Here is a 26,603-nt window from a genome sequence, read left to right as displayed (position 1 = left end):
TATAGAACAGTCAAACAATTAAGATCACAAATTCGAGGAGGAATGCAAGATGAACAATCAGCCAAACTGGTGGGAACCTATTTTCTCAGGAGAACTTGAAATCGGCTTGAACAAAGAAAAATTGGAAGATATTGAACAGGAATCTTTTTTGTATTACAGTGAAGCACATTTCGACTTGGAGTCAAACGCATAATTGGGCCCGCTATTCGTCTCCAATTGCATAGGTACATAAAAACGCCTTTTCGCTTGTTTGGGGAAAAAGGCGTTTTATATTGATTTTTATTCCAGACTGCGCCATAAATACAGTGCTGCATACGACAAATACGGCGACCAGCCGGGCAAATGCTTGAGAATTTCTTCCGCTTTCGGTTTTTCCGCCAGCTTCCATTGGATCTTCAGGGCGTTCTGAAGACCGATATCCGCTAACGGAAACAAATTGGGGCGGCCCAATCCGAACAATAAAAAGTTTTGGGCTGTCCATGGGCCAATTCCACGGTAAGAAATCAGTTCAGCTGTAATCTCCTCGTCAGCTTTCTCTTCCATTCCTGCAATATCCAGCCGGCCTTCCGCAATCGCTTGCGACAGCCCGATAACGTACTCCGCTTTTCGGGTGCTGAACTGCAGCTCCCTTAGCTCTTTCACATCTATGCCGGCAATAATGTCCGGTTCGGGATAAAACCATACGCCATCCTTTTCCTCCCCGTACTTCTGCACAAAACGGCTTGTCAGCGTATGGGCGAACGACAAGTTCAGCTGCTGATGGATAATGCTCTTCATCAAAGAGCCATAAAGGGAAAATTCACGGACGAGCGGCGTGCCCCTATGCTCTTCGAAAAGATGGGCAAGGCTGGTCCCTTTAAAATGCTCGTTGATCGGTTCCAGGGATTGATGGAAGTGGAAAAGTTCCTTGACCCTCCCTTCCTGTCCGCTGGTGGCCCCTTCGATGGCAAATACCGGCTTTTCGGTTGTGCCAAGTGCCTTTACCATGATGCTATTGCCCTCAGGCATCGGGACTTGGACACTTTTCCCGGACAAATCGACAGCGTGCAGCGGATCTAAAGACAAACGGTCCAACGCCCGGTCAAAATCATACATAAATGGCAGTGAAATTTGCATAAGCTCCCTCCTTATACCAAAACTAACCGAACGTGCATTCGATTGCAAGCGGCACCCCAACAAAATATAATGAACACAGAAAGCAGGGATGTGGAATGAAACAAGTTGCTTGGATGCTCTGCCTTTTGCTGATGGCTGGCTGCGGGCTGATTGATTCGACTGACACCAGCGGCTCTACGGATCAAATTGATGTGGAAGTAACTTCTGTCATTGACGGGGATACTATTAAAATCATGTACGAAGGAAAAGAAGAGACTGTTCGTTACCTGTTGATCGATACACCGGAAACCAATCACCCAACACTCGGGGAACAGCCGCTTGGCAAAGAAGCCACCAAGGAAAACAAGCGAATTATTGAATCGGGCGATGTGTCGATCGAGTTTGACGTTGGCGCCCGCTTTGACGATTACGGCAGGCTGCTCGCCTATATTTACGTTGACGGCGAAAGTGTGCAGGAACAAATGCTCCAGTCCGGCCTTGCGCGCGTCGCGTATGTTTATCCGCCAAACACCCGCTATGTCGACGAGTTTGAAAAAGCGGAACAACGAGCGCGCGTCGCAGCAACCGGAATATGGGAATTCGAGGATTATTCAACAGCCAGAGGGTTTAACGCCGATGCTTATGGAGCCTCAACCGCTCCCAAAGAAAAAGCAGGCGATGGATGCGACATCAAAGGCAACATCAATCGAAACGGAAATAAAATCTATCATATGCCGGGAAGCGGATCTTATGAACAAACCAATCCGGAAAAATGGTTCTGTTCCGAACAAGAAGCGCGCGATGCCGGATTTAGAAGCGCTGGCCAGTAAAGAGGAGGATTTTGATGCAAGTTATCGTATTGCGGTTCGATTACGCTTCGTCCAGTAGAATTGAAACTATGCAAGAACAAGGGAAAGTGGCAAGTCTAAAAAACGAAACTTCCTTGCCTCCCCATATTACATTGCAATCTTTCTCGCAAACCAAACCGCTTGACCTGAAAAAAGCGATAGAACCTTGGGCTGAACTGTTCAAGCAGCTGCCAATAGCCTTTGCCTCCCTCGGCTTTTTCAAGCAAAAAGGCACTTTTTATTTGTCGCCGGTCATTACGCATGATCTGGCTGACTTGCATCGTTCCCTCAACTTGTCGACCCGTGAGTTTACAGGTCAAGACAGTTTATATCTACCGGACAGCTGGGTGCCGCACGTTACCGTCATGAACAATGTCGCAGCGCCTTTTTGGGGGCCCTTGTTCGCGCGGCTGGCTCTTGAATTTGAGCCATTCAACGGAACCGCTACGGCTATTGAATGCTGGTCAATTTCGGAAGGGCGCGCCCAAACGGAATGGAGCGTATTTCTCTCGGAATAAAGGACGTAAACTTATACTATGAATTCATCAGAAATATTGGTTTGCCAGTCGCTGCAGGCGGACGCTTTCCGCGGACGTGGCCTCAGCCGCTTCCTTCGCTTGCGCTCAGTCCGGTGTCTTCGGCTCACGCTTTGCCCGATGGAGTCGCCGCCTTTTGCTCTTAATCAACATTCAATCCGTACTAATTATCTAATAAAACGTTGTTGACTTCTTTCCGGGACACGATATATAATAATACTTGTCCTGGAAATGAGATTCCTTAGCTCAGCTGGGAGAGCGCTACCTTGACAGGGTAGAGGTCGCTGGTTCGAGCCCAGTAGGAATCATACTTGCACACGCTATGCGTTGCTATTATTAAGTTTCAAAAGAACGTGCGTAGGACTGCACTCAACTTTTGAGCGGAACACTTCGTTATTCTGTAAACCACAGAATAACGAAGTGTTTTTTTATGTCCATTAACTTTTTTGAAGAGAAATCACGTATTGCTAAAAGGCAGCCGCATAAACGGAAGCCTGAAAACATCATCAAAAGTGAAAATATTAATTCCGTATTTGAAAAGTTCCTTGATGCTGAAGTAGAGCCAAATCTCAAATAGATAGATGCAAGACCTGTAAGAAAGATACGAATGCCTTACCAGCCAAGCAACGGAATGCCTCTTATCACCAACAGGATCTGCTTATGATTAGGAAAAATCAGGAAAGAAAAAAACTACTGAAAACGACGTACGGTGGTCGCTCCTGATGTGGGGGCTGCTTTTATTTTGGTTTTTGCATATAAAAAAGCCGAAGGATTGGTTCATCCTTTCAGCTCTTCTCGCTCTATCGGCACGTCAATGGATTGGTTTTCCTCCACCACGCGCTTTCCTATACTTACTTCTCCTTTTGAGTACGGTCTTTGTTCACGTTTAAGCGCTCTTCGGGAAGTTTGGTCTGTTGTTCCTCCGTTTGGTTTTCAGGTGAGGTGGTTTGGGTGTAATCATTCACATCTACGTGCCCTACATCTTCTTCACTTATGTGACTCCCTGGATCCCAGGTTGCGCTGTTTATTACGTTTCCGCGTTCTCCCGTTGTAAAGGTTCCCGCTGGTTCCCGAATGGTGTCATCCCAATCATTGCTTTTTTGCCAACCGGTTTCTCTACTCGGATTTGGTGTTTCCGATTCCCGCCAGTCCGCTGGATTATCCGGGTCTTTTTTTCTGAGTGTGGTGTCCCCATCTGAAAGGTAAGGCTCGTTCGAACTATCGTTGTTAGTGTTCGAACTGCCTCTTTCTCGAAGTTCGTTATCCCCTTGTTCTCCTTTTTCGATATTCCTGTCTGTACCTGGATCTGCCGCCTGGAATTGCTGAGTATCTTGCCGATCTTTTCGGACAGAATCATCACGATTATTTTTTTCCATATTAACCCCCCTAATTTGAAAAGTCTACTTACAACCAGTTACCCGCTACGTGAATATTCAAACTTTTATCGCGCAAAAGCCCCCTGAAGGATGTTTTTTATATAAACTATTATTTTGCCATCCGTTCCAAAATACTTTTCTGCAATGCTGAGCAGTCTAGGCTTATGACCATCTCCGTTAAGCTTGTTCATCCATCAAAATCGGGCACTTCTACTTTATGGGAAGTCAAGTCACTCCTTGACAGGGTAGAGGCCGCTGGTTCGAGCCCATTAGGAATCATACCAAAAACCGACTGAACTTTTGTTCAGTCGGTTTTTTCTTTGTGTCCAATAGTCTTTCTGGCCAAATATTAAAATAGTAGTTTTCGAAAGAGGCAGGAGCAGCAGCTCCCGCCTTTCCCTTTTTAAGCTTCCGAAGTTTGCGGTGCTTTCTTTTCGCGTGAAATCCATTGAATGATGAAAAGAATTACAAAGACAATTGCTCCGATTGCATCAGAGGTGCCTTCCGGATAAATCAAAGCCAAACCGGTCGCAAAAGCGATAATCCGTTCAAGCCAATTGAGTTTCCGGTACCAGAATCCGATCAAACCGGCACCGATTGCAATCATTCCGGTAAATGCGGTAATCAGCACCCATATCAGCTCCGGCCAAGTAGTATCGATCATCAGGAGCGCAGGGCTTAATACAAACATGTACGGAATGATGAACGCGGCTGCTGCAAGTTTTGCGGCGATAAACCCGGTCTTTATCGGTTCCCCACCGGATATTCCCGATGCGGCAAAAGCTGCAAGGGCCACGGGAGGTGTAATATCCGCAATGATCCCGAAGTAGAAAACAAATAAATGGGCGGACAAAGCTACAACCAGTGGCACTGCGGCTCCAAAAGGCTGATCGATCATTAAAAGCGCAATGATTGCAGGAGCGGCAATTGTCGACGTGATGACATAGTTTGCTGTTGTCGGAGAACCCATTCCAAGAACGATAGATGCCAGCATCGTGAAGAACAGCGTTAATAGGATGTTCCCGCCAGATGCGGAAACCAAGCCGTTCGCTAAACCTAATCCAAGGCCTGTTTTAACGACGACTCCGACAATGATCCCTGCCGCCGCCGTTGCTGCAGCAACAGCCAATGCTGTTCTTGCACCGTCGACAAGCGCATGGATAATATCTTTAAAGCCGAGGCGCGTCTCTTTGTTGAACGCACTGACCAAAACCGTCAATACTATTCCGTACAGAGCGGCATGCATTGTGGGAATACCGATAAACAAGAAGAAAATGATGGCGATGATCGGAAGAAGCAAATACAATTTTTTCAAAACTTCTTTCCGATCTGGCATCTCCTCTTTCGATAAACCTTTCAGACCCGTCCTCTTTGCCTCCAAGTGGGTCATGATCCAAACTCCTGAGAAATACAAAATGGCTGGAATCGCAGCGGCTTTTGCGATTTCCCAATACGTTACCCCGCCGATGAATTCGACCATCAAGAAAGCTGCAGCACCCATAATCGGCGGCATGATCTGCCCCCCGGTCGATGCTGCGGCTTCCACACCTCCGGCAAATTCTTTTTTATACCCCAACTTTTTCATCATTGGAATCGTATAAGAACCTGACGTTACCACATTGGCAACAGAACTGCCGGAAATCGTCCCTTGAAGCGCGCTTGAAAAGATTGCGACTTTTGCCGGTCCCCCAGTCAAATGTCCTGCCAATGACACCGCCAAGTCATTGAAGTATTGTCCGACACCTGTTTTCACTAAAAACGCCCCGAACAATAGGAAGACGAATATGAATGTTGCCGACACACTGATCGGCGTCCCTAGAATTCCGTCTGTCGTGTAGAACATCAATTGGATGACGGAATCGAGGTCTTGCCCGCGGTGCCGCAAGAAACCAGGAAAATAAGGCCCGTAAAAAGCATAAGCCAAAAATAAAGAAGAAATGATCGTGATGGGAAGCCCTACAGCTCGGCGCGTCGCTTCAAGCGTCAATACAACGGCCAATATCCCTACGGCCAGATCCAATTCGGTGACACGCCCGACACGGAATACCAGCTCTTCATACATTATCGGCCAATACAAGGCCACCGCAATAGCCAGCAAGGATAAAATATAATCATACCAAGCAACTTTGTGGCGCTCGCCTTTTCTCTTGCGGGCCGGGAACAATATGAAAATGAGTGACAGTGCAAACCCCAAGTGGATGGAACGCTGAATGTATGCTGTGTACTGTCCAAATATGGCCGTATACAATTGAAACAATGAAAAAGCCAATAACCCGTAGAACACCACATGTTTCGCGATTCCTGCCAAGTCGCGCGTGTTTGATTCGGGATCATACTTCTGTAAAATCTCTTTCTGCTTCTCTTCGGAAACAAACACATCCTCGTCATGAGGAAGTTTCATTTCTTCCCTTTCTTCCGGCGGCATTTTATTGCTCATAGATGTTCACTCCTTTTAATTGCTGAAAAAAAGACAGGCGCTGGACACGGAATGTATAAGAGGTGCCCCGTTCAAGCGCCGCTTTCAAATCAAGCTCCTTTTCCTTGATCAAAAAAGACAGACCCGCGTCCACATCCCCGACAAGCAGCCTGAATTCCGGCATTTCCCTCTGCATATTTTTGATAAAGTATTTCCCGTCCTTTTCGACAAATTCCTCTCCATCTCCTGCACCGGAAGGCATTCCGACATTAAAATCTTCATACTCCAGCTCTGTTGCCACTAATGTATTGTCAGGAAGGGTCTTGTAGCTTTCCAGAACATCAGAAAGATGGATGGAATGGGTGTACTTTATCTGAAAAGCAGTGTCTACCATTGGAACATAAGCTGCAACTTGATCGCTTTTGTTGTTTATGAATACGTAATTTTTCTGCATCGGAGCAAATGCCGCTGCAGAAAAGATCAGCACAAAAGCGAATATTGAAAGCAAAATCCAATAAGTCCGCTTCAAGTTCATCTTTTTTTCCCCTTTTTCAAAACATAAATAACGACGATAAAGCTTGCGCTTTATCGTCATTGTTTTTTACGCTTATTGATTTACTTCGTCAAAATATTTTTGTGCTCCCGGATGGACCGGAATGCCGATTCCTTCAAGGGCCGTTTCCGGTTTGATGAATGCAGCTTTAGCATGCTGGATTTTGTCTGTGTTTTCATAGATTGCTTTTGTGATGTCGTAAACAAGATCTTCTGAAAGATCGTTCTGCACCACTAGCATAGCCAAAACCGATACTGTAGGCACTTCTTCAGGAATGCCGTAAGTATCTGCAGGCACTGTATCATGGGCGTAATAAGGGTATTTTTCGATCAGTGCGTCCGCTTTGTCTTTCGCTACAGGCACGATTGCGACATCAGCAGTAGCGCTCAAGCTTTCAACCGCCCCGGTAGGTGTTCCGGCTGTAATGAACGCCGCTTCGATTTGGCCTGCTTGCAAACTTTCCTGTGATTCCGCAAAGTCCAAGTTCTGGGCTTTGATATCGTCCATTGTCATGCCATGGATTTCCAATAATTGTTCGGCATTGATATATGTTCCTGATCCTGGTGCACCAACCGAGACGCTTTTGCCGGCAAGGTCTTCAAATGAAGTGATGCCAGTTCCTTCAGTTGTCACCAGTTGGATCGTTTCAGGATAAAGAGCGCCGATTGCAGAAACCGTATCGATGACTTCCCCTTCGAACATATTTGTTCCTTCAGCCGCATAAAAAGCTGTGTCTGTTTGAACAAACGCAATTTGCCCGCCGCCGTCAGCAAGTGCTGTCATATTGGCTGCAGAAGCCTGGGATGATTCGGCCGTCGTGTCGATGCCAGTTTCTGTTTCGATGATTTGCGCCATAGCTCCGCCTAGCGGATAATAGGTTCCTGTCGTACCGCCAGTCAAAACGCTGAGGAATTCCGGATTAGCCGCTTCTCCGCCGCCTTCGCTTCCGCCGCTGGATGTCGATTCTCCGCCACCGCCTCCACAGCCTGCAAGAAGCAAAGATCCAGCCAGTGCAACAGCACCAAATAAACTTGATTTCTTTTTAACCATTAATAGCTCCCCCTTTTCTGACAATTTCATTTTTTCTCTTTTTTATCATAACATTACTTTCTGTCTATTGAAACACGAATTTTTCTGATTATAATTATATGCTTTGAAAAGAGGCGGCCTGCGAACCTTGGATTTTTCGAACTGCATAGGCCTTGAAACAAAAATCCCGGCAGCAGGTGGTTCTCCTGCCGCCGGGAATCATCCGGACATTGCCTGGATTATGAAATCAAGTATCCGTTCCTTCTATTCCAGCTTCTGGAACAGTTTCTTCAGGAGCCAAGTCTTCGAAGGTTTTGCCCTGCTCTTCCAGATCGCGTGTGCGATGGGCAATTCTTGCTGACGCACAAGCAGCTACACTCGCAACAAGATCATCCAAGAATGTATGGACAGCGCCTCCCGCTTTTGTATCCAACTTGCGGATGACGCCGATTTTGTTTTTATCCAGATGGCCGAAAGTGGTGACTGCAATGCTGCCATAGGTCAGCACCGCCCCAAGGCCGATCATTTCATCCACGCCAAACAGCCCTTCGTCCGTGCCGACAATCGATTGGAGCGGACGGGAGAGCTTTCCTTGCTCTGCCAGTTCATCAAGTTCCACTCCCACTAAAAGGGCGTGCTGCATTTCACGTTTGCGCAAAACGCTTTCCACTGATTCGATGCAATGCTCGATCGTCAGCCCCTCGTTATACGGCAATTGCATCTCCAAAACGATTTTGGCAATATCTTCGTTAGTAACGCCTCGCCGGATCAAGGCGTCGTGTGTAGCTTTTGTCACATCATCTGAATGAACGCGGAATTTTCCTCCATCCATAGATAAAACCCCTCTCTCTATTGGTTTACTTTCTTCCTTCATTATACGCCTCTTCAATGAATATGTTACAATTTTCATACAAAGACCATATAGGAGGATTTTTTCATGAACAGAGGAACGGTGCAAGACTTAACCATTTTCAGCAACGAATTGCAGGAAGATATGCAGTTGCTTGTTTATCTTCCGGCCAATTTTTCCCCTTTATATAAGTATACAGTGGTCATCGCATCAGATGGCAAAGATTATTTCCAGCTTGGCCGCGTACCGCGTGTGGCAGATGAACTGCTCGAAAACAAGGAAATCGAAAATATCATTTTTGTTGGGGTTCCATATAAGAGCGTCAAGGACCGCAGCCAAAAATACGAGCCGACGGGTGAGCAGCACGAAGCGTATTTGCGCTTTTTAGCCCATGAACTTGTGCCTTTCCTTGATGAGAAATATCCGACTTACCAGGTCGGTATGGGGCGCGCACTGATCGGTGATTCGCTCGCTGCCACAGTTTCCCTCATGGCCGCTTTGAAATATCCGAATATTTTCGGACGTGTCATTTTGCAATCGCCGAAAGTGAGCAGCGAAATGCTTGGGAAAGTAGCCGATTTTCCATCAGCCAATGCATTCACTGTCTATCATGTGATTGGAAAGGGAGAAACCGCCGTTAAATTGACAAGTGGCGGAACTGCCGATTTCCTGGAACCGAACCGGGAACTGAACAAGTTAATGCAGCAAAAAGGTTTTGCCGTTTTTTACGATGAATTCGACGGCGACCATACATGGAAGCATTGGCAGCCCGATTTGAAACGGGCCCTCATCCAAAACTTCGCCCTTTGATTGTGCTTTTCCAATCTTTCGACACTTTGCTATAATGAAAACAGTAAATTATTTCAATCGACTAGGAGGCTATTTTATGAAATATGGCGTTGTTGCATTTCCATCAAAAAAGTTACAGGATTTAGCCAATTCGTATCGAAAACGCTATGATCCGCATTATGAGCTGATCACCCCTCACATGACATTGAAAGATGCATTTGAAGCGGATGATGACCAAATCAAAGAGATATCTGATGAAATTGCAAAAATTGCAAAACGCCATCGACCGTTCAAACTGCGTGCTTCTCGTGTCAGCTCTTTTTCGCCATTGACCAACACGTTGTTTTTCAAGGTGGATGCAACCCCTGAAATTTTGGCGATACACAAAAATCTGCACACAGAACCTTTCAGCAAAGAGACAAAGTATACGTATGTGCCGCATATCACCATTGCCCAAAAAATGTCTGATGCAGAACACGCCGATGTTCTCGGACAATTGAAAATGGCGGGAGTCGACCACGAAGAGATTATCGACCGGATCCACCTCCTGTACCAATTGGAAGATGGTTCGTGGACTGTTTTCGATACATTCCGTTTAACTGGAGATGAGCAATAATTGCAGAAAGTCAAAGTAGCCGCCACCCCTTTAGAAAAAGAACAAGCTATGGAAATCCGGAGAACAGTGTTTATCGAAGAACAAGGCGTTCCGGCAAGTATTGAAATGGATGCCAACGACGCAACAGCGGTTCATTTTGTCGGCTATCAGCTTGAAGAGCCGATAGCCGCCGGCCGCATCCGGGAGCTTGAACCTGGAACCGGCAAGGTCGAACGCGTCTGCGTCTTGCCGGAATACCGCGGACAGCATATCGGTGTTCTCGTCATGCAAGCAATGGAAGAACATGCCCGCACTATCGGAATGAACAGATTAAAACTGAATGCGCAATCATACGCTATTCCTTTTTACGAAAAGCTGGGCTATGCCATCACTTCGCCGGAATTTTTCGAAGCAGGCATCTCCCATCATTCAATGGAAAAAAATATACTGTAGAAACATGAAAAAGCAGCTCTGCCTTATCGGCAGAGCTGCTTTTTGCTGATTCTTAAAGAACGTGGTACCCGCTATCGACGTGAATGGTTTCCCCTGTAATGCCGCGGGACATTTCGCTGAATAGGAACACTGCTGTATCGCCGACTTCTTCAGGCGTCGTGTTGCGGTGCAGCGGCGCTTTTTCTTCGATTTCATGAAGGATCGTGTTAAAGTCGCTGATTCCTTTTGCAGACAATGTCCGGATCGGGCCAGAAGAAATAGCGTTGACGCGGATGTTGTGTTTTCCAAGATCCGCTGCCAAGTAGCGCACTGACATCTCAAGAGAAGCTTTAGCGACACCCATGACGTTGTAGTTCGGCATCACGCGCTCGCCTCCAATATAAGTCAATGCCACAATGCTTCCGCCTTCTGACATAAGCGGCTTCGCATATTTCGAAATAATTGTCAGGGAATAAGAAGAAATGTTTTGCGCAAGCAAAAATCCGTCTCTTGATGTATCTGAGAAGTTGCCAGCCAGTTCTTCCGTTTTTGCAAACGCGATACAGTGAGCCAGGCCATGGATCGTCCCGACTTTTTCTTTGATCGTCTCGAAGCATTTCTCAACATCTTCATCACTTGTTACATCACATGGCAAGACAAGTTCGTGGTTGCCATCAAGCGTTGCAACCAAATCCCGGACTGATTTTTCAAAACGCTCCCCAGCGTATGTGAAAATGAGGTTGGCTCCTGATTGATCCAATGACCGGGCAATTCCCCATGCGATGCTACGTTTGTTAGCAACACCCATAATAACGAAAGTTTTTCCTGCTAATGATATCGACATTCCAATTCCTCCTGCATCTATTATTATCTCGATTTATTACCTGGTACTAATATTACCTTATAAAAAAGAAAAGTGCAATTCGCACTTTTCTAAAGCTGGCTTAAAAAGGTAGTGGCTAAACCAAGATATATCAAGATTGAAATGATATCGTTCAATGTTGTGATGAATGGCCCAGAAGCGACAGCTGGATCGATTTTCATTCGATGGATCAACAACGGGATAAAAGAACCCGCAAGTGTCGCCACGAAAATCGAACCCATGACAGCTGTGCCGACCAACATGCCGATCAGCAACTCGCCTTTCCAGAAGTATACGAGCCCAATGACCACTATTCCGCATACAACACCCGTGATCAGCCCTGTCCCGGCTTCTCTTAACAGCAGCTTCACCTTGCTTTCTTCTTCAATATCCCCGGTGGCAATACCACGGACTGCCACAGCAAGCGCCTGTGTCCCGCTATTTCCGGCCATTCCTGCAATTAGCGGGATAAAAACCGCAAGCAGCGCCACTTGGTCTAGCGTCGCTTCAAAAAGGCCCATCAAGTTGGCCGTAAGCATGCCGAGGAACGTCAATAAAATAAGCCAAGGCAGCCGTTTTTTCGCAGCTGTGAAAGGACCCTTGTCGAAGTTGTCCATATCGGTAACCCCTGCAAGCTTGGAGTAGTCATCAGAAGCTTCTTCGTCCAAAACATCGATAATATCATCGACCGTAATGATGCCAAGCAAATGATTTTGGAAATCCACTACCGGCATTGCCAGAAAATCATAGTCTTTGATCATCCGCGCCACTTCTTCTTGGTCTTCCCCAACGGAAACGCTGACAACCCGTTCGCTCATGATGGAAGAAATCAGCGTGTCTTCATCGGCAATGATCAAATCCCGCAAGGTCACGATTCCTGTCAGTTTGCGTTCGCTGTCGATAACGAAAACATAATAAATAGTTTCCGCGTTCGGAGCCGCGTTTCTCAGGATATTCATAGCTGACCGGACAGTGGAATTTTGTGGTATAGCCACAAATTCCGTCGTCATGATAGAGCCGGCCGTATATTCTTCATAATGGAGCAAGTCTTTTATTTGTCTGGCGGATTCTTTATCCATGATCGACAAATAGGTAGCCACTTGTTCTTTGTTCAAGTTATTGAGAACATCGACCGCGTCATCTGTTGACATATTTGAAAGCATATCCGCGGCATATATCGAATTCAATTCTTTGAAGAATTCTTCGTACTCTTCGTCGTCCAGATCAATGGCCGCAAAAATAAGGGCCATTTCCTTCGGAGAGAGATACTGATACAGCAGCTCGCGCATTTCGGGTTCCGCTTTTTCATAAAATACAGCTTGATCGTATGGATGATATGACAAAAACTCTTCCCTGAAAGTTTCAACTTCCCCGCGTTCCAACAACTCCATCAACAGCTCTTCGTTCAATTCTTCATCGCGAACTGTTTTTTCTTCAATCATGTATGCTCCCTCCTTTCAAGTGTTTAGCTTCCTGCTTTTGTATTCTATACGTTACACTATGTCTATGTACAGAGGCAATTCTGGTAAATGAGGTGATCCGATTGAAATACGATATTATCGGCGATATCCACGGGTGCTACGCCGAACTGCTCGAGCTTTTCAGCATGCTGGGCTATGAAAAACGGCAAGGCAGATACGTCCACCCAAAAGGGCGCCAGCTCGTTTTTGTCGGCGATGCCATGGACCGCGGACCGGACTCGCTCGCAGTGCTGCGCTTGCTATTTGAAATGCAAGAAGACCGCACCCTCTATTATTGCCCGGGCAACCACTGCAATAAACTTTATCGCTTTTTCAAAGGCAACCGCGTCCAATTGACCCATGGATTGGAAACTACAGTCAACGAATGGCACCGGCTGCCCAAAAAAGAGCAGCAGCAATTCCGCTCCCGCTATTTGCGGTTTTATGAAGATCTGCCGCTCTACCTGGAGCTTGAGGGCGGTCTGGTTGTCGCCCATGCCGGCATCAAAGCTGACATGCTGGGCAAACCCCTTAGCAAAAGTATTGCCGCATTCGTCTTATATGGCGATACAACCGGCAAAATCGACGCCTATGGCCGGCCGGTCAGAAGGGACTGGGCAAAATCCTATAAAGCGGAGAAATGGGTTGTTTATGGACATACTCCCACTGAAGAGCCATATATCATCAATAATACGGCAAATATAGACACCGGCTGTGTTTTCGGAGGCTGCCTTACGGCGTTTCGCTATCCTGAAAAAACCACTGTCTCCGTCCCTTCTTTTCAGCCATACCAGCCCGAACGCTTTCACAAATTCATTTGAAGCAGGCTTGCCATATCATCGTTCAGCGGAGAAGTGAAGTTCAACCGTTTTCCTGTCGTAGGATGGACGAGTTCAAGTTCACCGCAATGAAGTGCTTGGCGGGAGATCAAGTCCCGCTTGCCGCCGTACAGGTCATCGCCGAGCAGCGGATGGCCGATATGGGAAAGATGGACCCTGATTTGGTGGGTTCTGCCGGTATTAAGCTGCAGCTGCACATGTGAATAGCTGCCAAAATGGCTGCGCACCTGAACTTGCGTTTCTGCAAATTGGCCGTCTTGGCGCACTTCCCTTTCAATGATGCTGGTGCTTTTTCGGCCGATCGGTTCCGTGATGATGAATTCCGAGTCCTCCACCAAGCCATGGACAAGCGCCTGATACCGCCTTTTCATCTTTTTTTCCTGCTGCTGCATGGAAAGCATATGATGAATGTGGCGGTTTTTTGCGATGCACACAAGCCCGGATGTATCACGGTCAAGGCGAGTCGCAATATGAAGCGTTGCAGGGATGCCTTGTTCTTCAAAATACTTTGCCACAATATTGGCCAGGCTGCCTGTCGGATGTTCACGCGACGGAATCGTATTTTGGACCGGCGGCTTATTGATGATCAGCAATGCTTCATCCTCGTACACAACTTCCAGCGGCCCTTCCTCTGCGATCAATCCTTCCCCTCGTTCTTCATTCGGAAAAATAACGGTCACGGCATCATCTTTTTCCAAGACATGCCGGACCGTTACTTCCTTGCCATTCACTAGAATTCGGCCGCCGCTGTATTTGACAGATGCCAGCGTCCGTTTGGAAATGCCCCAGCCGCTTAATGCTTCGCGAAGAAGTACTGAATCCGTGGCGACATAAGTTAATTGAAATGGTTTCATTTGTTCCACCTTTATTTTTCGCTGTCAATGAAAGAATCATGGACCCGTTTCCAAAACGGGAACGCACGGAAACGCGCGAATCGAACTTTTTCATCAGCTACTCTATATTCAATCGATTTAACATCTTTATGAAGCAATTGGATATGGTCGATTGTCACCATGAAATCCGGTGCTTTGACCGGTCGCAGTACACACCGGTGATGCGCAGGCAGCACGAGCGGCGAACCCACCGTCCGGAAGACCCGGTTGTTGATGGAGGCCATTTCGGTCAGCTGCATGGCCTGGAGCGATGGATGGATGATGGCTCCTCCCAAAGCTTTGTTATAGGCGGTGCTTCCTGAAGGGGTCGACATGCACAAGCCATCGCCTCTGAAACGCTCAAAATGGCTTTCATTCAAAAAGACATCCATAACCAGCGTCACTTCGGGAGACTTGACGGTAGACTCATTCAAGGCAAGATAAACGGCCGGCTTTTCGGAATTCTGGTAATGGACACTGACTTCCACCAGCGGATACTCGATAACTTCGTATTCTTTTTTCGCAATGGACAATACCAATTTTTCAATCTCGATGGGTTTCCAGTCCGCATAAAATCCGAGATGTCCCGTATGTATGCCGACAAAAGCTACGGTATCCAACTGATCTTTGTATTTATGGAAGGCATGGAGCAATGTTCCGTCCCCGCCGATTGAAAGGACGACATCCGGAGATTCTTCATCCCAAGCCATATCAAAATCTTCCAAATATGCCCGTGCTTTTGCCATTAAGTCGTTGGAGAGGTCATCGGTTCTGGATATGATAAAAAATTTCATCTGTTTGTTTGCTCCCCTTTCCTGTCAGTTGGAAAATGCGTGTTCGGCGATTCTTTGAATTCGCTGAAATATACTTGAGCTTCCTGAATTTCATCCCTTATTTTCGACATCTCTTCATCCAGCTGAAATGCCGCCTCGGCTGCACGCTGCAGCCGGAGCTTGATTTCGTCGGGAAAAATCCCTTTGTATTTATAATTGAGCGAATGTTCGATTGATGCCCAAAAATTCATTGCTAACGTCCGAATCTGGATTTCAGCCAGAATCAGCTGTTCCCCATTGATTGTTTGGACAGGATATTCAACGATGACATGGTAAGACCGGTATCCGCTTTGCTTCTCCTGGGAAATATAATCCTTCTCTTCCACAATCCGCAAATCATTCCGTTGGCGCAGCAAGCCTACAACGGTTTCAATATCGCTGACAAACTGGCACATCATCCGCAGCCCAGCAATATCTTGAAGTTCATGGGCAAGTTTTTCTGATGGCTCAAAGGGAATGCCTTTTTCGAGTGTTTTATCGTAAATACTTGCCAGCGGCTTCACACGGCCTGTGACAAATTCAATGGGTGAATTTGCACTTTCTGTTTCAAACTGTCCGCGCATGCCTTTGAATTTAATTTTCAATTCATCTACTGCTTGTTTATATGGTGCTAAAAAACGATCCCATTGACCCATAGGTGATCCTCCCCGCTTCTTTTTGCGCTCGTGAAGCAAGTGCCTCATGAAAATTACCGTTACTGCGTATTTGCCGTTCCTTACAGGATTCCCCAGCCAAATCCATTTCACACGCCGGAGTCCGATGCCGTTCTTCTTGCCGCAGTCCTGGATCTAGTGCCTGTACTGGCTCCTTTTTCCAACTTCAACTGGCTTCAGCAAGCAAGTCTTTTTTTACGCTTAACGCTATTAATATTTTAACACAGCTCCTGCATCGTTGCAGTTTGCTGAAAACTATCAGATAATAAAATTATTGGAGAGGTGTTAAAGATGACGAAAGAACTTGAAATTGAATTCAAAAATATGCTGACGCAGGAAAAATACGAAGAGCTGCTTTCTTTTTTCAAGTTTCAGCCAAGTGACGCTGTAACTCAAGAAAACCAGTATTTCGACACATCTGATTTTCAATTGAAAGAAAAGGGCTGCGCTCTCAGGATCCGGAAGAAATCGGACCGGTTCGAGTGCACAATGAAAATTCCTGCCCCGGAAGGAAATCTTGAAATCACAGATCTGCTGACCACCCAAGAAGCCCGACACATCCGCCAAGCTGTTTCATTCGCTGCCACAGAAGTGCTGCACGCACTCAACGAAAAAGGCATTGACTGGAAGGCGCTTCGCCCAATCGGCACATTGACCACCCGCCGAATTGAATTTGAATACCATGGCGGTTTGCTGGTACTGGACCATTCACTTTACAATGGCCAAGAAGATTTTGAGGTCGAATACGAAGTGACAGACGCCGCTTCCGGCCAACAAATATTCAATCGGTTTCTAACGGAACACAGCGTTCCTGTTCATCCTGCAGATAAAAAAATCGCCCGTTTTATGAAAGCCGCCAGATCGTTGCCTTGACTCTTATGCTGGCTGAAAATTTTATGATATTTGCTGTTCCGAAAACTATAGGTCAGTCGATTTGTTTGAGAAATTTTCTCTCCGTTGTTAGAATGAATTTACAGCTAAAGCAAAGGAGACACAATGATGACTGGAAAACCGATTATTCCGTACGAAGAAATTGGTGCGGAACGCCTGTCACAGTTAATCGACGCATTTTATGCTCGTGTGGCACAGCATCCAAAGCTGCAGCCGATCTTTCCTGACGATTTAACTGAAACCGCACGAAAACAAAAACAGTTTATGACCCAATATTTAGGCGGACCTAATATATATTCCGAAGAACACGGACATCCACGATTAAAAATGCGCCATCATCCATTCCCAATCACTCCCGACCGTGCTCAAGCATGGCTGGAGTGTATGAGTGAAGCTATGGATGAAGTGGGCTTGTCAGGCAAATTACGTGAAACCTTCTATAATCGCCTTGTTCTGACTGCGCATCATATGGTCAACGAGCAAGATAGTGAGGAGGAAATGGAGTGAGCAATACAGAGCTTTTCCCGGAGACCCCTGAAAAATCGAGCGCGCTCAAACCCTTGGAATTGTATATTTTCATGGATCCGCTCAACTCTCAGTGCTGGGAACTTCAAGCAATCATCCGTAAATTGCAAATTGAATATGGCCATTATTTCTCAATGCAGATTGTATTGAGCACTAAACTTACTAATTTGAATTCAATCGGCAAAACGTCAATTATTGATGTTGATAATCTCTCCCATCCCGTGCTGGCTTCTGTAGCGGTGAAAGCTGCCGAACTTCAAGGCAAGCGGGCAGGAAACCGCTTCTTGCATAAAATGCAGGAATACTTGTTGCTAAAGACAAAAGACGTGTCTTGTTATTCTATTTTATTGGAAATAGCTGGGGAAGCTGAATTGGACCAGGAAGAATTCAAGCGTGACTTCCACTCGGTGCATACAGCGAAAGCTTTTCAATGCGATCTGCAGATCACCCGTGAAATGGAAGTCAACGAGGTCCCAAGCATCGTTTTCTTCAACGAATGCATCGAAGACGAAGGCGTGAAAGTATCCGGCCTTTATCCTTACAACGTCTATCAAACCATCTTGCAGGAAATGCTGGGAACTAAAAGCTTGAACAAGCAGAATCCTCCTTCTATGGATGAACTTTTTTCCAGATATTCCACTTTGGCAACAAGAGAAATTGCTTCAATCTACAATATTTCCGAACAGACAGCCGAACGTGAGCTGAAAAAGCAGATGCTCCAGCAAAAATTAGAGCGAATCAGTTTAGCTGAAGATACATTATGGAAACTAAAATAACCTATCCGCCAACTGGCGGATAGGTTATCTTAGTTTCCATAGAACTGCCGCTGTTTATAAGCCATATTTCTTTTTTGCTTAAAACTGGGATCTCCACCCACGAGAAAAGGCCCCTTCCACGTCCGGAAGAGGCCTTTTCCATTACACAAAGGGGATGGGAGAAATGTTCACGCTCAAACAAAGGGGTGTATGTTTGTATGTGATTTATTTCACACCTTAACCTTATCATGAAATAATAGTTAACACAATCTTTCACATGCAATTTCACAAATTTGTCAAAAACCATCACTCATGAATCAATCCCCTATATCTCCAAAGTTATTTTAAGAAAATAAAAAGGAGAAGTGAAAAAAATCTTTTCCCTTCTCCTTTTCCTTTATTTTTTCAAAAGCAACTTTTCCAGCTCATTCAGTTTTTGCTCAAAAACTTGGCATGCTTCTTCTATCGGTTGGGAAGAAGTCATGTCGACCCCTGCTTTTTTCAAGACTTCAATCGGATAGTCGGAACTTCCTGCCTTCAAGAATTCATTGATATAGCGATCGACTGCCGGCTGCCCTTCTTCTAAAATTCCCTTGCTCAGAGCAGTTGCCGCACTAAATCCAGTTGCATATTGATATACGTAATAATTATAGTAGAAATGCGGAATGCGCGCCCATTCCAACCCGATTTCTTCATCTACTGCCACATCTTCGCCAAAATACTTTTTGTTCAGCTCATAATAGACTTCCGTTAAACGGTCGGCCGTCAACGCTTCGCCATTCTGGTCCATCTGATGGATCAAATGCTCAAATTCAGCGAACATTGTCTGGCGGAATACTGTGCCCCTAAAACCGTCCAGCCAGTAATTTAGGAGGTATATGCGCTCCTGGTCATCTTCGGTCGTCTTTACCATATATTCGTTCAATAGGGCTTCGTTGCAAGTAGAAGCCACTTCTGCCACAAAAATCGAATAGTTTCCATAAACGAAAGGCTGGGAACTGCGTGTATAGTGGCTATGGACACTATGGCCGAATTCATGCGCCAGTGTAAACAAATTGTTCACATTATCCTGCCAATTCATCAAAATGTATGGATTGGTTCCGTACGCTCCTGAAGAATATGCGCCGCTGCGCTTCCCTTTGTTTTCTTTGACATCCACCCAACGATTGTTTATGCCCGTTTCGACAATGCTTGTATATTCTTCTCCGAGAGCATCCAAGCCTTTAAGCACTAAATCAGTCGCTTTTTCATAAGGAATTTCCATCTCCACTTCTTGCACAAGCGGCGTATACATATCGTACATATGAACTTGATCGACTCCCAGCACTTCTTTTCGAAGCGCTGCATAGCGATGGAGCAAGTGCAAATTGTTATGAACGGTTTCAATCAGGTTATCGTATACAGTTTCCGGGATATGATTGTCTGCCAAAGCAGCTTGGCGGGCAGATTCAAATTTCCGGATGCGCGCATTGACGTTGTCACGTTTTACGTTTCCTGAAAGTGTGGATGCAAACGTATTGCGGAATTTCCCATATGTCTCGTAAACAGCTTTGAAAGCGGCTTCCCGGACACGACGGTCTTTGCTTTCCAGCAGCTTGCTATAATTTCCGTGCGTGATTTGCACTTGTTCGCCTTTTTCGTTTTCAATGGCCGGGAATTCCAAGTCTGCATTGTTCAGCATGCCGAACGTTTCCGAAGATGCACCTGAAACCTCTGCAAGCTGGGCCAGCAAGGATTCCTGTTCTGCGGGCAGTACATGCGGCCGCATGGAGTTCAGTTCATCCAATGCCTGTTTGTATAAACCTAAGCCCTCGTGGCCTTCTACATAGCTGTTAAGGACAGATTCATCCATTTCCAGGATTTCCGGGGTCAGAAACGACATGCCTGCCGATATTTTGGCGTACAACGACTTCATGCGGCTGTCCATCGCTTGGTATTTAGAATTCGTGGTATCCTGGTCATAGCGCATATGTGAATATGTATAAAGTTTCTGGACGCGTTCGTATAATTCGTCTCTGTAAACCAAAACCTCATACAAAGCTTCAGCACCGTCTTTTAATTTTCCTTGGTATGAACCAGACTTCTCCGCAAGCGCCGCCACTTCCCTGAACTCTGCTTCCCATGCTTCATCAGTTTCAAAAATATCTTCGAGCTTCCAAGTCAGTTCAGTAGGTATCTCATTTCGCGTCAATGTTTTATTTGCCATTCTATTTCCTCCTTTTTCCCTTTCTTTAGGGAATCGAACTACTTAATATTTTCTCAATTTTCATAAGGTTTTGCAATGAAAATCATATAGAAGATTCAAAAAGCCAATTTCTCCCACCCGCTGCTCTTTCAACATATCATAGACAGACAAATAAGACTTTATAAGCGTCTCCGCTTCTGCCCGAAAAGATGGATGAACCGGAAGTTTTCCCGACTGGACCAAAGATGCTGCTGACATTCCTTTCCGGGCTCCTTCAACCGCTTGCAATTGCCATAATACCGCATTGCAAAGGATAAATTCAGCATTTTTCATCGGGACCCCAATCGCATCCGGCAAATCTCGGACATCCAGCCTCAACTCATAGCAGCTTCTCCAAAACGGATTTTGCACTCTGTTTTTCGCATAAACTTGGGAAGACACAAACTTTTTCCGGGACTGATAAAATAAACAATACATAATTTCAAATTCTTTCAATGTCATTCGCTTGGGAACCGCAAAAGGATATTGCTGCTTTGAGGCAGCGAGCGACTTTACTTTTCCAATCCATTGGCTGCCGCTGATATAAATCAAGTTGGACAAATAATAAAAGCGGTTTTCCTCCGGCATAAATAATAGGAGATAGGGATTCTTCTGTTTTTGGCGAAACATCTCCTTTTTCCCTCCTGTCAGCTTTAGCTTTTGAATGCCTTCTATTATAGGTTCTGCCAGCCCTCCAATCCAAATTGCGGACATGCCTAACCTGGAGTATCCATTGGATCTGCCGGCAATTTGAGAGGCGGGGATCGAACTGCACTGAAATTCAACTGCAATGTGACCATCGACAAGCAAGTCGGCCCTTTGGCGAATAGCCGGAAGATATTTTTCGAGTTCTACTGGGAGGTTTTGAGATTTGAAGAATTGAAAAAGCAGATTTTTTCCTTGAAGATGCAGCGAGGACTCTGGCTCACTATAGGAATCACAGCGAGAAAGGGATTTATGGGAAAAATGCGGAAGTTTAACTTCACCAATTTTCATGATGACCGAAGAGCCACATACGGGACAATAAAATTGCGAGCTTTTTTTGATGATTGCCAGCTCTTCTTTAGCATATGGCCGAATCAGATAAAACAACCCACCATCTTTTGTAGCTGCCACTAAAATACAAATCACTCTCCTTTTGTCCATTGTAAGAAAACTTCCATAAAAAGACAATAAAAAAAGACCTCCAAAAGGAGGCCTTATCCGAAATAATGCAGCACATTGGATAGTGCATCTTCTTTAAAAATTTCTTTCCCATACTCTTCTAAACGATGGATAGTGACAGGCGATGTTTGCAGGTATTCGGTAAACACGCTTATATTATTTTTAACGTCATCATCTGAATGTAAGATTTCATCAAAGCTGGCGTACAGATAATATTTGTTTTCAAAATGATAGAGAGCAGTTTCAATCGGCACATACATCAACCTGCGGGCGATCGGCAGCAATTCATCTACTTCTGAAAATACAAATGTGTATTCCAGTTTCTTAAAGTCCGGCTCATCAAATACAGGTTCAAACTCGTCAAATTCCGGTGCTGCTGCATCATCACTCGAAAACATTTTACGACGGTCATCTATATCATCAGGCAAATCTAGTTTTTGCCCATCTTTCGTAAGTTGAGCTTTTGTAACTGTTACTTCAAGTCCCTTATCCATTGCTTGGACTTGTATCCAGAGAGGACCTTCCATGACAAAGTCAGCTTCCTCGTTGACTTCATCCATCATTTCCCAGAAAAGCTCTTCACTCTTGTCTCTGTTAAACCAGATTTCATCACGACTAAACCCACGCTCTTCTACGTCTAGATAGGAAATGTAAAATTTCACTGTATTATCATTAATGCGTTCTATTTCCATTTTACACCTCTCCTTTCCTTTCGAATTGGACTAAGAGGACTTCCTCATAAGTCGTGCAGTGTTGCTGTCTTAATTATATCTTTTTTAAAGCCTAAAATAAAAGTTTCTGCCTGAAAGCATTTTGGGCTTCAAGTAAATAGTAGTCTAGTTGAATTAACAAACAATTGCAACAGTATAGAATACAGAAAAGCTGCCCTAGGATCCATTATGAGGTGTCATAAAGACCGGACAGCTTTTTAGCTTATGTCAGTTTACCAAACGCTGTGCTTCAAGCAACTGGTATGCTCTAACTTTGCGTGGTAGGAAACGGCGAATTTCGTCTTCGTTGTATCCGACCTGCAAACGCTTTTCATCCATGATAATCGGACGGCGAAGCAATCCAGGATGCTCTTGAATCAATTCATATAAACGTTGAAGCGGTAAACTTTCAACATCTACATTCAATTTTTGGAAAATCTTCGAACGAGTCGAAATAATTTCATCCGTTCCATCTTCAGTCATACGCAAAATTTCTTTGATTTCACTGATTGTTAATGGCTCAGAAAAAATATTGCGTTCTGTATATGGAATTTCATGTTCTTCTAACCAGGCTTTTGCTTTACGACACGAAGTACAGCTTGGAGAAGTAAATAAAGTTACCATCATAATTGAACACTTCCTTTCGAATATCAAGAGAATACAAAATAATCTATTATCAAATAAGAATCAGTATAATCTAGAGGCTTTACATTCATTATACAATACTTAGCGAAAAATGAATATACTATTGACAAAAAACTTAAAATAGATATAAGGATTGTCACATTATCGTTAAATATTTTTGGCTTCTTCTAGTATACCTTTTTGTACCCGCGGCCATCTGCGTTTAAACATGTTTCTGTATTTTTTTATTCTCAATTACATTTTCTTCTTGAAAATTATCCTTATACTTATAGTACGTTTTTAAAGCTATTAAGTTTCATAAAAAAAGAACCGATCCTGTAGGATTGGCTCTTTTTTCTCGATTGTTGAATCAAGGGGTATAATCTACACCTTCAGAATAGGTATTGCCGGCATTCCACAGCAGGTACTCATCAATGCCATTGTCTTTCAGCGCTTTTATTTGCGCTTCCACTTCCGCTTTCCCATAATTCTTATAGTTCCCACTGCCGAGATACGAAGCGGTGAAATCTTGCAGCCATGGCCGCGAAACAGGAGGATCTTTTAGCTCCCCCAATTTTTTGTTCTCGACCTTTGCGTATTCAGCCACTAATTTATACGGCTCCAAGTCGGGCTTTGCAATCCCGAAATACGAGGTCCAATGGCTCGGATAAATCATGGATGAAATCACATCCACATTTTCGGATATTTTTGAGAAGTTCTGTCCGATGCCTGGCGCTTCGGGCAATGTAGCGGAGTAACCGAAAATATCCACTGAAACTTCCACATCGTAAGGTTTCAATTGTTCACGGGCATAGGCTACAAAATCCGTTACGGCTTCAACCCGGCGCTGAACCGGATCAAGTTTGGAGTCTTCATATTCACCCATTGAATACTTGAGCGTATCCGCACGGTTTTCGAACCCTTCCGGAAAACGCACGTAATCGAACTGGATTTCTTTGAATCCAAGCTTAGCTGCTTCGATGGCGATTTGGACATTATAATCCCATACTTCTTTCAAAAAAGGATTTACGAAAGACTCTCCCCTGCCATTTTTCCAAACTGAATCTCCATCCACAAATGACAGTTCCGGCTTTTCTTTGGCAAGCACCGAGTCTTTGAATACTACTACGCGGGCAATGGGATAAATTTCTTTTTCTTCCAATACTTCAAGCATTTTTCGCGGGTCTTTGATAAATGGCTGGCCAATATCCAACTTTGCTAATTCGGAATCTTCTTTTGGAATGTACGTCAGATAGCCAAGATCTTCTTTGATATCAATGACCATCGCATTCAAATCAGTGGAATCCACCAAGTCCACTAATTTATTGAATCGCTCACCGCCTGCAGAATGTGCAGTAACGAAAATGCCGCGGACAGCATCGGGATATTCGAAAGTAAGGCCGGAATCATATTTATAAAGTTGTGAAGCAGCCAATAATTTCGTGTCGATGCTAATTGCATCGTATGTACGTGTTGTAAACTCTGCCGCTTCCCCTTCTGCCGCTAAAACAGACGGTGTGCTGAGCATACTCAAAGCCAACGCGCTGGCGGCAGTCCACTTGATCCATTTCATGATGCCATTCATCCTCTCTTCTATTCTCCTTCCATTTTAGCACTATTTGGATAAAATAAAACATTAAAAAAAGCAGCGCCAACTTATTGGCGCTGCTTTTTCTTTATATATGGGCTGCAGCAGTTTTCAATGATTCAAATTCCCGTTCTGAACATTGGACAAAATGGCCCGGGGTAATTTCCCGCATGCGGACATCTTCACCTTCAGTATAGTTGTGGGATGCTGGATCATAAGACTTCCGTACCCGGTTGCGCTCATAGTCCGGATCCGGCAGCGGAATTGCAGATAGCAATGACTGTGTGTAAGGATGCATCGGATTTCTGTACAATTCGTCCGCCGGCGCCAGTTCGACTAATTTTCCGAAGTACATTACCCCGATACGGTCGGAAATGTATTTGACCATCGACAAGTCATGGGCAATAAACAAATAAGTCAATCCTTTTTCTTCTTGCAGTTCTTTTAGCAAGTTGACTACTTGCGCTTGGATTGAAACGTCGAGAGCGGAAATCGGCTCATCGGCAATGATGAACTCCGGGTCTACTGCAAGAGCGCGTGCAATTCCAAGACGCTGGCGCTGTCCACCGGAAAATTCGTGCGGATAGCGGTTGGCATGTTCTTTGTTCAATCCGACAGTTTCCAGCAAATCAAAGACCATTTTCTTGCGTTCCGCCTGATTTTTTGCCAAGCCGTGGATATCGATGCCTTCAGCTACAATATCCATTACCTTCATCCGCGGGTTCAGCGATGCATATGGATCTTGGAAGATCATCTGCATTCTGCGGTTGAATTTTTTCAAGTCTTTTTTCGACTTTTTGCCATGGACATTTTCGCCTTCGAAGAAAACATCTCCTGATGTAGCGTCGTACAACCGGATGATCGAGCGCCCAGTCGTGGATTTTCCACAGCCTGATTCACCAACCAATCCCAATGTCTCGCCTCTGTAAATATCAAAACTGATATCGTCAACTGCACGGACTTCATTCGCTTTTCCAACGTTGAAATGCTGTTTCAAGTTTTTGATTTCCAGTAATTTCTCAGCCATCATACTCTGCTCCCTTCATAGTATCTGCTTCCCGGGAACTTTTTCATGCGCTCAATAACAGTGGCCGGCGGCTCTACTCGAGGAGCATCCGGATGCAAAAGCCACGTAGCTGCATAATGAGTTTCGCTGACTTTGAAGAATGGAGGGTTCTGCTCCATATCAATCTGCAGAGCATATTCGCTCCGAAGCGCAAATGCATCTCCTTTTGGCGGAGAAAGCAAGTCTGGCGGCGTACCTGGGATTGCATACAACTTCTCATCAGCCGCATCCAAAGAAGGCATTGAACTTAACAAACCCCATGTGTAAGGATGTTGCGGATTATAGAATATTTCATCAACCGTGCCTATTTCCACAATTTTCCCGCCGTACATTACCGCTACACGGTCAGCTACGTTTGCAACCACACCAAGGTCATGAGTGATGAAAATGATGGATGTATCAATTTTCTTTTGCAGGTCTTTCATAAGCTCTAGAATCTGGGCCTGAATTGTTACATCCAGGGCGGTTGTCGGTTCATCGGCAATCAATATTTGAGGATTGCATGCCAGCGAAATCGCAATAACAATCCGCTGGCGCTGCCCGCCTGAAAATTGGTGCGGATACTGTTTCATGCGCAACTCAGGTTTTGGCATACCAACTAGGCGGAGCAAATCGATAGCGACTTTTTTCGCTTCAGCTTTGCTGATTTTCTGGTGCTTCAAAAGCGGTTCTGTAAGCTGGCGGCCGATAGGCATCGTCGGATTCAAAGAAGTCATTGGATCCTGGAAAATCATCGCAATTTCTTTTCCGCGGATTTTCTGCATTTCTTTGTCCGATAACTTAGTCAGGTCACGCCCGCCAAACAGGATTTCCCCGTTTTTAAACTCAGCCGAGTGCTCCGGCAATAAGCGCATAATGGATTTGGTTGTAACTGATTTACCGGAACCCGACTCTCCTACGATTGCCAAAGTTTCGCCTTTATATAAATCAAAGTTAACACCGCGTATAGCTTTTACTTCACCAGCAAAAGTGTTGAAGGAAAGCTCTAAATCCTTAACTTGTAGAATTTTCTCCATTT

29 protein-coding genes and 1 tRNA gene are annotated in these 26,603 nt (G+C 45.1%); 11 read left to right on the top strand and 19 right to left on the bottom strand.

The genetic code is table 11. The features are described from left to right. The first annotated feature begins 49 nt into the window (after window positions 1–49). Window positions 50–193 carry a hypothetical protein gene (locus FQV30_RS17885; protein ID WP_186725536.1) on the top strand — a complete coding sequence of 48 codons (144 nt, stop codon included), beginning with the start codon at window positions 50–52 and terminating at the stop codon, window positions 191–193. Window positions 194–279: 86 nt separating this feature from the next. Here FQV30_RS17885 and FQV30_RS05810 read toward each other — a convergent pair whose 3' ends face one another. Continuing rightward, on the bottom strand, window positions 280–1,131 hold the full coding sequence (locus FQV30_RS05810) for a DNA-3-methyladenine glycosylase family protein (protein WP_146499594.1): 852 nt from the start codon (window positions 1,129–1,131) through the stop codon (window positions 280–282). Window positions 1,132–1,211: 80 nt separating this feature from the next. Between FQV30_RS05810 and FQV30_RS05805 the strand changes: the two genes are divergently transcribed. From FQV30_RS05805 to FQV30_RS05795, 3 genes are all read left to right on the top strand, one after another. Continuing rightward, a complete protein-coding gene (locus tag FQV30_RS05805) occupies window positions 1,212–1,925 on the top strand; it encodes a thermonuclease family protein (RefSeq protein ID WP_146499156.1) in 714 nt (237 codons plus the stop codon). A gap of 14 nt (window positions 1,926–1,939) precedes the next feature. Continuing rightward, a complete protein-coding gene (locus FQV30_RS05800) occupies window positions 1,940–2,461 on the top strand; it encodes a 2'-5' RNA ligase family protein (protein WP_146499155.1) in 522 nt (173 codons plus the stop codon). Between the two features lie 253 nt (window positions 2,462–2,714). Beyond that, window positions 2,715–2,787: transfer RNA gene (locus FQV30_RS05795), tRNA-Val, on the top strand. 469 nt (window positions 2,788–3,256) lie between these two features. Here FQV30_RS05795 and FQV30_RS18345 read toward each other — a convergent pair. The 6 genes from FQV30_RS18345 to FQV30_RS05765 form a co-directional block, all read right to left on the bottom strand. Beyond that, a complete protein-coding gene (locus tag FQV30_RS18345) occupies window positions 3,257–3,328 on the bottom strand; it encodes a hypothetical protein (protein ID WP_483312751.1) in 72 nt (23 codons plus the stop codon). Window positions 3,329–3,330: 2 nt separating this feature from the next. Next, entirely contained in the window at window positions 3,331–3,855 is a 525-nt protein-coding gene (locus FQV30_RS05785) for a hypothetical protein (protein WP_146499154.1), read from the bottom strand. Between the two features lie 403 nt (window positions 3,856–4,258). Then, entirely contained in the window at window positions 4,259–6,292 is a 2,034-nt protein-coding gene (locus FQV30_RS05780) for a TRAP transporter permease (protein WP_146499153.1), read from the bottom strand. Further along, window positions 6,282–6,806, bottom strand: coding sequence for a DUF1850 domain-containing protein (locus FQV30_RS05775; protein WP_146499152.1), 525 nt, complete (start codon window positions 6,804–6,806; stop codon window positions 6,282–6,284). The genes FQV30_RS05780 and FQV30_RS05775 overlap by 11 nt, the downstream gene beginning before the upstream one ends. 72 nt (window positions 6,807–6,878) lie before the next feature. Beyond that, complete coding sequence (locus FQV30_RS05770) at window positions 6,879–7,874, bottom strand: TAXI family TRAP transporter solute-binding subunit (protein ID WP_146499151.1); 996 nt, start codon at window positions 7,872–7,874, stop codon at window positions 6,879–6,881. A 226-nt stretch (window positions 7,875–8,100) separates the two neighbouring features. Continuing rightward, window positions 8,101–8,685 carry a phosphatidylglycerophosphatase A family protein gene (locus tag FQV30_RS05765; RefSeq protein WP_146499150.1) on the bottom strand — a complete coding sequence of 195 codons (585 nt, stop codon included), beginning with the start codon at window positions 8,683–8,685 and terminating at the stop codon, window positions 8,101–8,103. Between the two features lie 105 nt (window positions 8,686–8,790). On the opposite strand from FQV30_RS05765, the gene FQV30_RS05760 reads away from it, so the two are divergent. The 3 genes from FQV30_RS05760 to FQV30_RS05750 all read left to right on the top strand — a co-directional run bounded on the left by FQV30_RS05760 (window position 8,791) and on the right by FQV30_RS05750 (window position 10,540). Then, window positions 8,791–9,513 (top strand): alpha/beta hydrolase, encoded by a 723-nt coding sequence (locus FQV30_RS05760; RefSeq protein WP_146499149.1) that lies wholly within the window; start codon window positions 8,791–8,793, stop codon window positions 9,511–9,513. A 76-nt stretch (window positions 9,514–9,589) separates the two neighbouring features. Continuing rightward, complete coding sequence (locus tag FQV30_RS05755) at window positions 9,590–10,108, top strand: YjcG family protein (RefSeq protein ID WP_146499148.1); 519 nt, start codon at window positions 9,590–9,592, stop codon at window positions 10,106–10,108. Then, on the top strand, window positions 10,109–10,540 hold the full coding sequence (locus FQV30_RS05750; protein ID WP_146499147.1) for a GNAT family N-acetyltransferase: 432 nt from the start codon (window positions 10,109–10,111) through the stop codon (window positions 10,538–10,540). Between the two features lie 52 nt (window positions 10,541–10,592). Here the strand turns inward: FQV30_RS05750 and fabI are convergent, their stop codons facing one another. Then, window positions 10,593–11,363, bottom strand: a complete 771-nt coding sequence (fabI, locus tag FQV30_RS05745) for an enoyl-ACP reductase FabI (protein WP_146499146.1) — start codon at window positions 11,361–11,363, stop codon at window positions 10,593–10,595. 89 nt (window positions 11,364–11,452) lie between these two features. Further along, complete coding sequence (gene mgtE, locus FQV30_RS05740) at window positions 11,453–12,823, bottom strand: magnesium transporter (protein WP_146499145.1); 1,371 nt, start codon at window positions 12,821–12,823, stop codon at window positions 11,453–11,455. A 101-nt stretch (window positions 12,824–12,924) separates the two neighbouring features. Here mgtE and prpE point away from each other — a divergent pair, with 101 nt between their 5' ends. Further along, on the top strand, window positions 12,925–13,662 hold the full coding sequence (gene prpE, locus FQV30_RS05735; RefSeq protein WP_146499144.1) for a bis(5'-nucleosyl)-tetraphosphatase PrpE: 738 nt from the start codon (window positions 12,925–12,927) through the stop codon (window positions 13,660–13,662). Here prpE and FQV30_RS05730 read toward each other — a convergent pair. From FQV30_RS05730 to yjbM, 3 genes are read right to left on the bottom strand one after another with little or no spacing between them, the layout of a single operon-like run. After that, complete coding sequence (locus FQV30_RS05730; protein ID WP_146499143.1) at window positions 13,647–14,534, bottom strand: RluA family pseudouridine synthase; 888 nt, start codon at window positions 14,532–14,534, stop codon at window positions 13,647–13,649. The two genes, prpE and FQV30_RS05730, sit on opposite strands and share 16 nt — an antisense overlap. Before the next feature lie 11 nt (window positions 14,535–14,545). Then, window positions 14,546–15,346: an NAD kinase gene (locus FQV30_RS05725; protein ID WP_146499142.1), complete on the bottom strand. Its 801-nt coding sequence runs from the start codon at window positions 15,344–15,346 to the stop codon at window positions 14,546–14,548. After that, window positions 15,343–16,020 carry a GTP diphosphokinase gene (gene yjbM, locus FQV30_RS05720; RefSeq protein WP_146499141.1) on the bottom strand — a complete coding sequence of 226 codons (678 nt, stop codon included), beginning with the start codon at window positions 16,018–16,020 and terminating at the stop codon, window positions 15,343–15,345. Before yjbM ends, FQV30_RS05725 begins: the two co-directional genes overlap by 4 nt. A gap of 309 nt (window positions 16,021–16,329) precedes the next feature. Here yjbM and FQV30_RS05715 point away from each other — a divergent pair, with 309 nt between their 5' ends. The 3 genes from FQV30_RS05715 (at window position 16,330) to FQV30_RS05705 (ending at window position 18,230) form a co-directional block, all read left to right on the top strand. Beyond that, the gene (locus FQV30_RS05715; protein ID WP_146499140.1) at window positions 16,330–16,911 is read left to right on the top strand and encodes a CYTH domain-containing protein; all 582 of its coding nucleotides are present in this window, start codon (window positions 16,330–16,332) and stop codon (window positions 16,909–16,911) included. A gap of 126 nt (window positions 16,912–17,037) precedes the next feature. Next, window positions 17,038–17,436, top strand: a complete 399-nt coding sequence (locus tag FQV30_RS05710; RefSeq protein WP_146499139.1) for a globin domain-containing protein — start codon at window positions 17,038–17,040, stop codon at window positions 17,434–17,436. Next, complete coding sequence (locus FQV30_RS05705) at window positions 17,433–18,230, top strand: ClpXP adapter SpxH family protein (protein WP_146499138.1); 798 nt, start codon at window positions 17,433–17,435, stop codon at window positions 18,228–18,230. Before FQV30_RS05710 ends, FQV30_RS05705 begins: the two co-directional genes overlap by 4 nt. Before the next feature lie 376 nt (window positions 18,231–18,606). Here FQV30_RS05705 and pepF read toward each other — a convergent pair whose 3' ends face one another. The 7 genes from pepF to FQV30_RS05670 all read right to left on the bottom strand — a co-directional run bounded on the left by pepF (window position 18,607) and on the right by FQV30_RS05670 (window position 26,601). Next, window positions 18,607–20,415, bottom strand: coding sequence for an oligoendopeptidase F (pepF, locus tag FQV30_RS05700; RefSeq protein WP_146499137.1), 1,809 nt, complete (start codon window positions 20,413–20,415; stop codon window positions 18,607–18,609). A 60-nt stretch (window positions 20,416–20,475) separates the two neighbouring features. Continuing rightward, window positions 20,476–21,579 carry a competence protein CoiA gene (locus FQV30_RS05695; RefSeq protein ID WP_146499136.1) on the bottom strand — a complete coding sequence of 368 codons (1,104 nt, stop codon included), beginning with the start codon at window positions 21,577–21,579 and terminating at the stop codon, window positions 20,476–20,478. 53 nt (window positions 21,580–21,632) lie between these two features. Further along, the gene (mecA, locus tag FQV30_RS05690) at window positions 21,633–22,289 is read right to left on the bottom strand and encodes an adaptor protein MecA (RefSeq protein WP_146499135.1); all 657 of its coding nucleotides are present in this window, start codon (window positions 22,287–22,289) and stop codon (window positions 21,633–21,635) included. A 246-nt stretch (window positions 22,290–22,535) separates the two neighbouring features. Then, a complete protein-coding gene (spxA, locus tag FQV30_RS05685) occupies window positions 22,536–22,931 on the bottom strand; it encodes a transcriptional regulator SpxA (protein ID WP_181313694.1) in 396 nt (131 codons plus the stop codon). A gap of 370 nt (window positions 22,932–23,301) precedes the next feature. After that, the gene (locus FQV30_RS05680; protein ID WP_146499134.1) at window positions 23,302–24,504 is read right to left on the bottom strand and encodes a putative glycoside hydrolase; all 1,203 of its coding nucleotides are present in this window, start codon (window positions 24,502–24,504) and stop codon (window positions 23,302–23,304) included. 103 nt (window positions 24,505–24,607) lie between these two features. Further along, entirely contained in the window at window positions 24,608–25,546 is a 939-nt protein-coding gene (locus tag FQV30_RS05675; RefSeq protein ID WP_146499133.1) for an ABC transporter ATP-binding protein, read from the bottom strand. After that, window positions 25,546–26,601 (bottom strand): ABC transporter ATP-binding protein, encoded by a 1,056-nt coding sequence (locus FQV30_RS05670; protein ID WP_146499132.1) that lies wholly within the window; start codon window positions 26,599–26,601, stop codon window positions 25,546–25,548. The genes FQV30_RS05675 and FQV30_RS05670 overlap by 1 nt, the downstream gene beginning before the upstream one ends. Window positions 26,602–26,603: the final 2 nt, after the last annotated feature.

It is taken from the genome of Planomicrobium sp. CPCC 101110, assembly GCF_007859395.1.
Taxonomy (GTDB): domain Bacteria; phylum Bacillota; class Bacilli; order Bacillales_A; family Planococcaceae; genus Planococcus.
The sequence above is the reverse complement of the archived record's forward strand: the minus strand, read 5'-3'. Positions and strand labels throughout refer to the sequence as shown.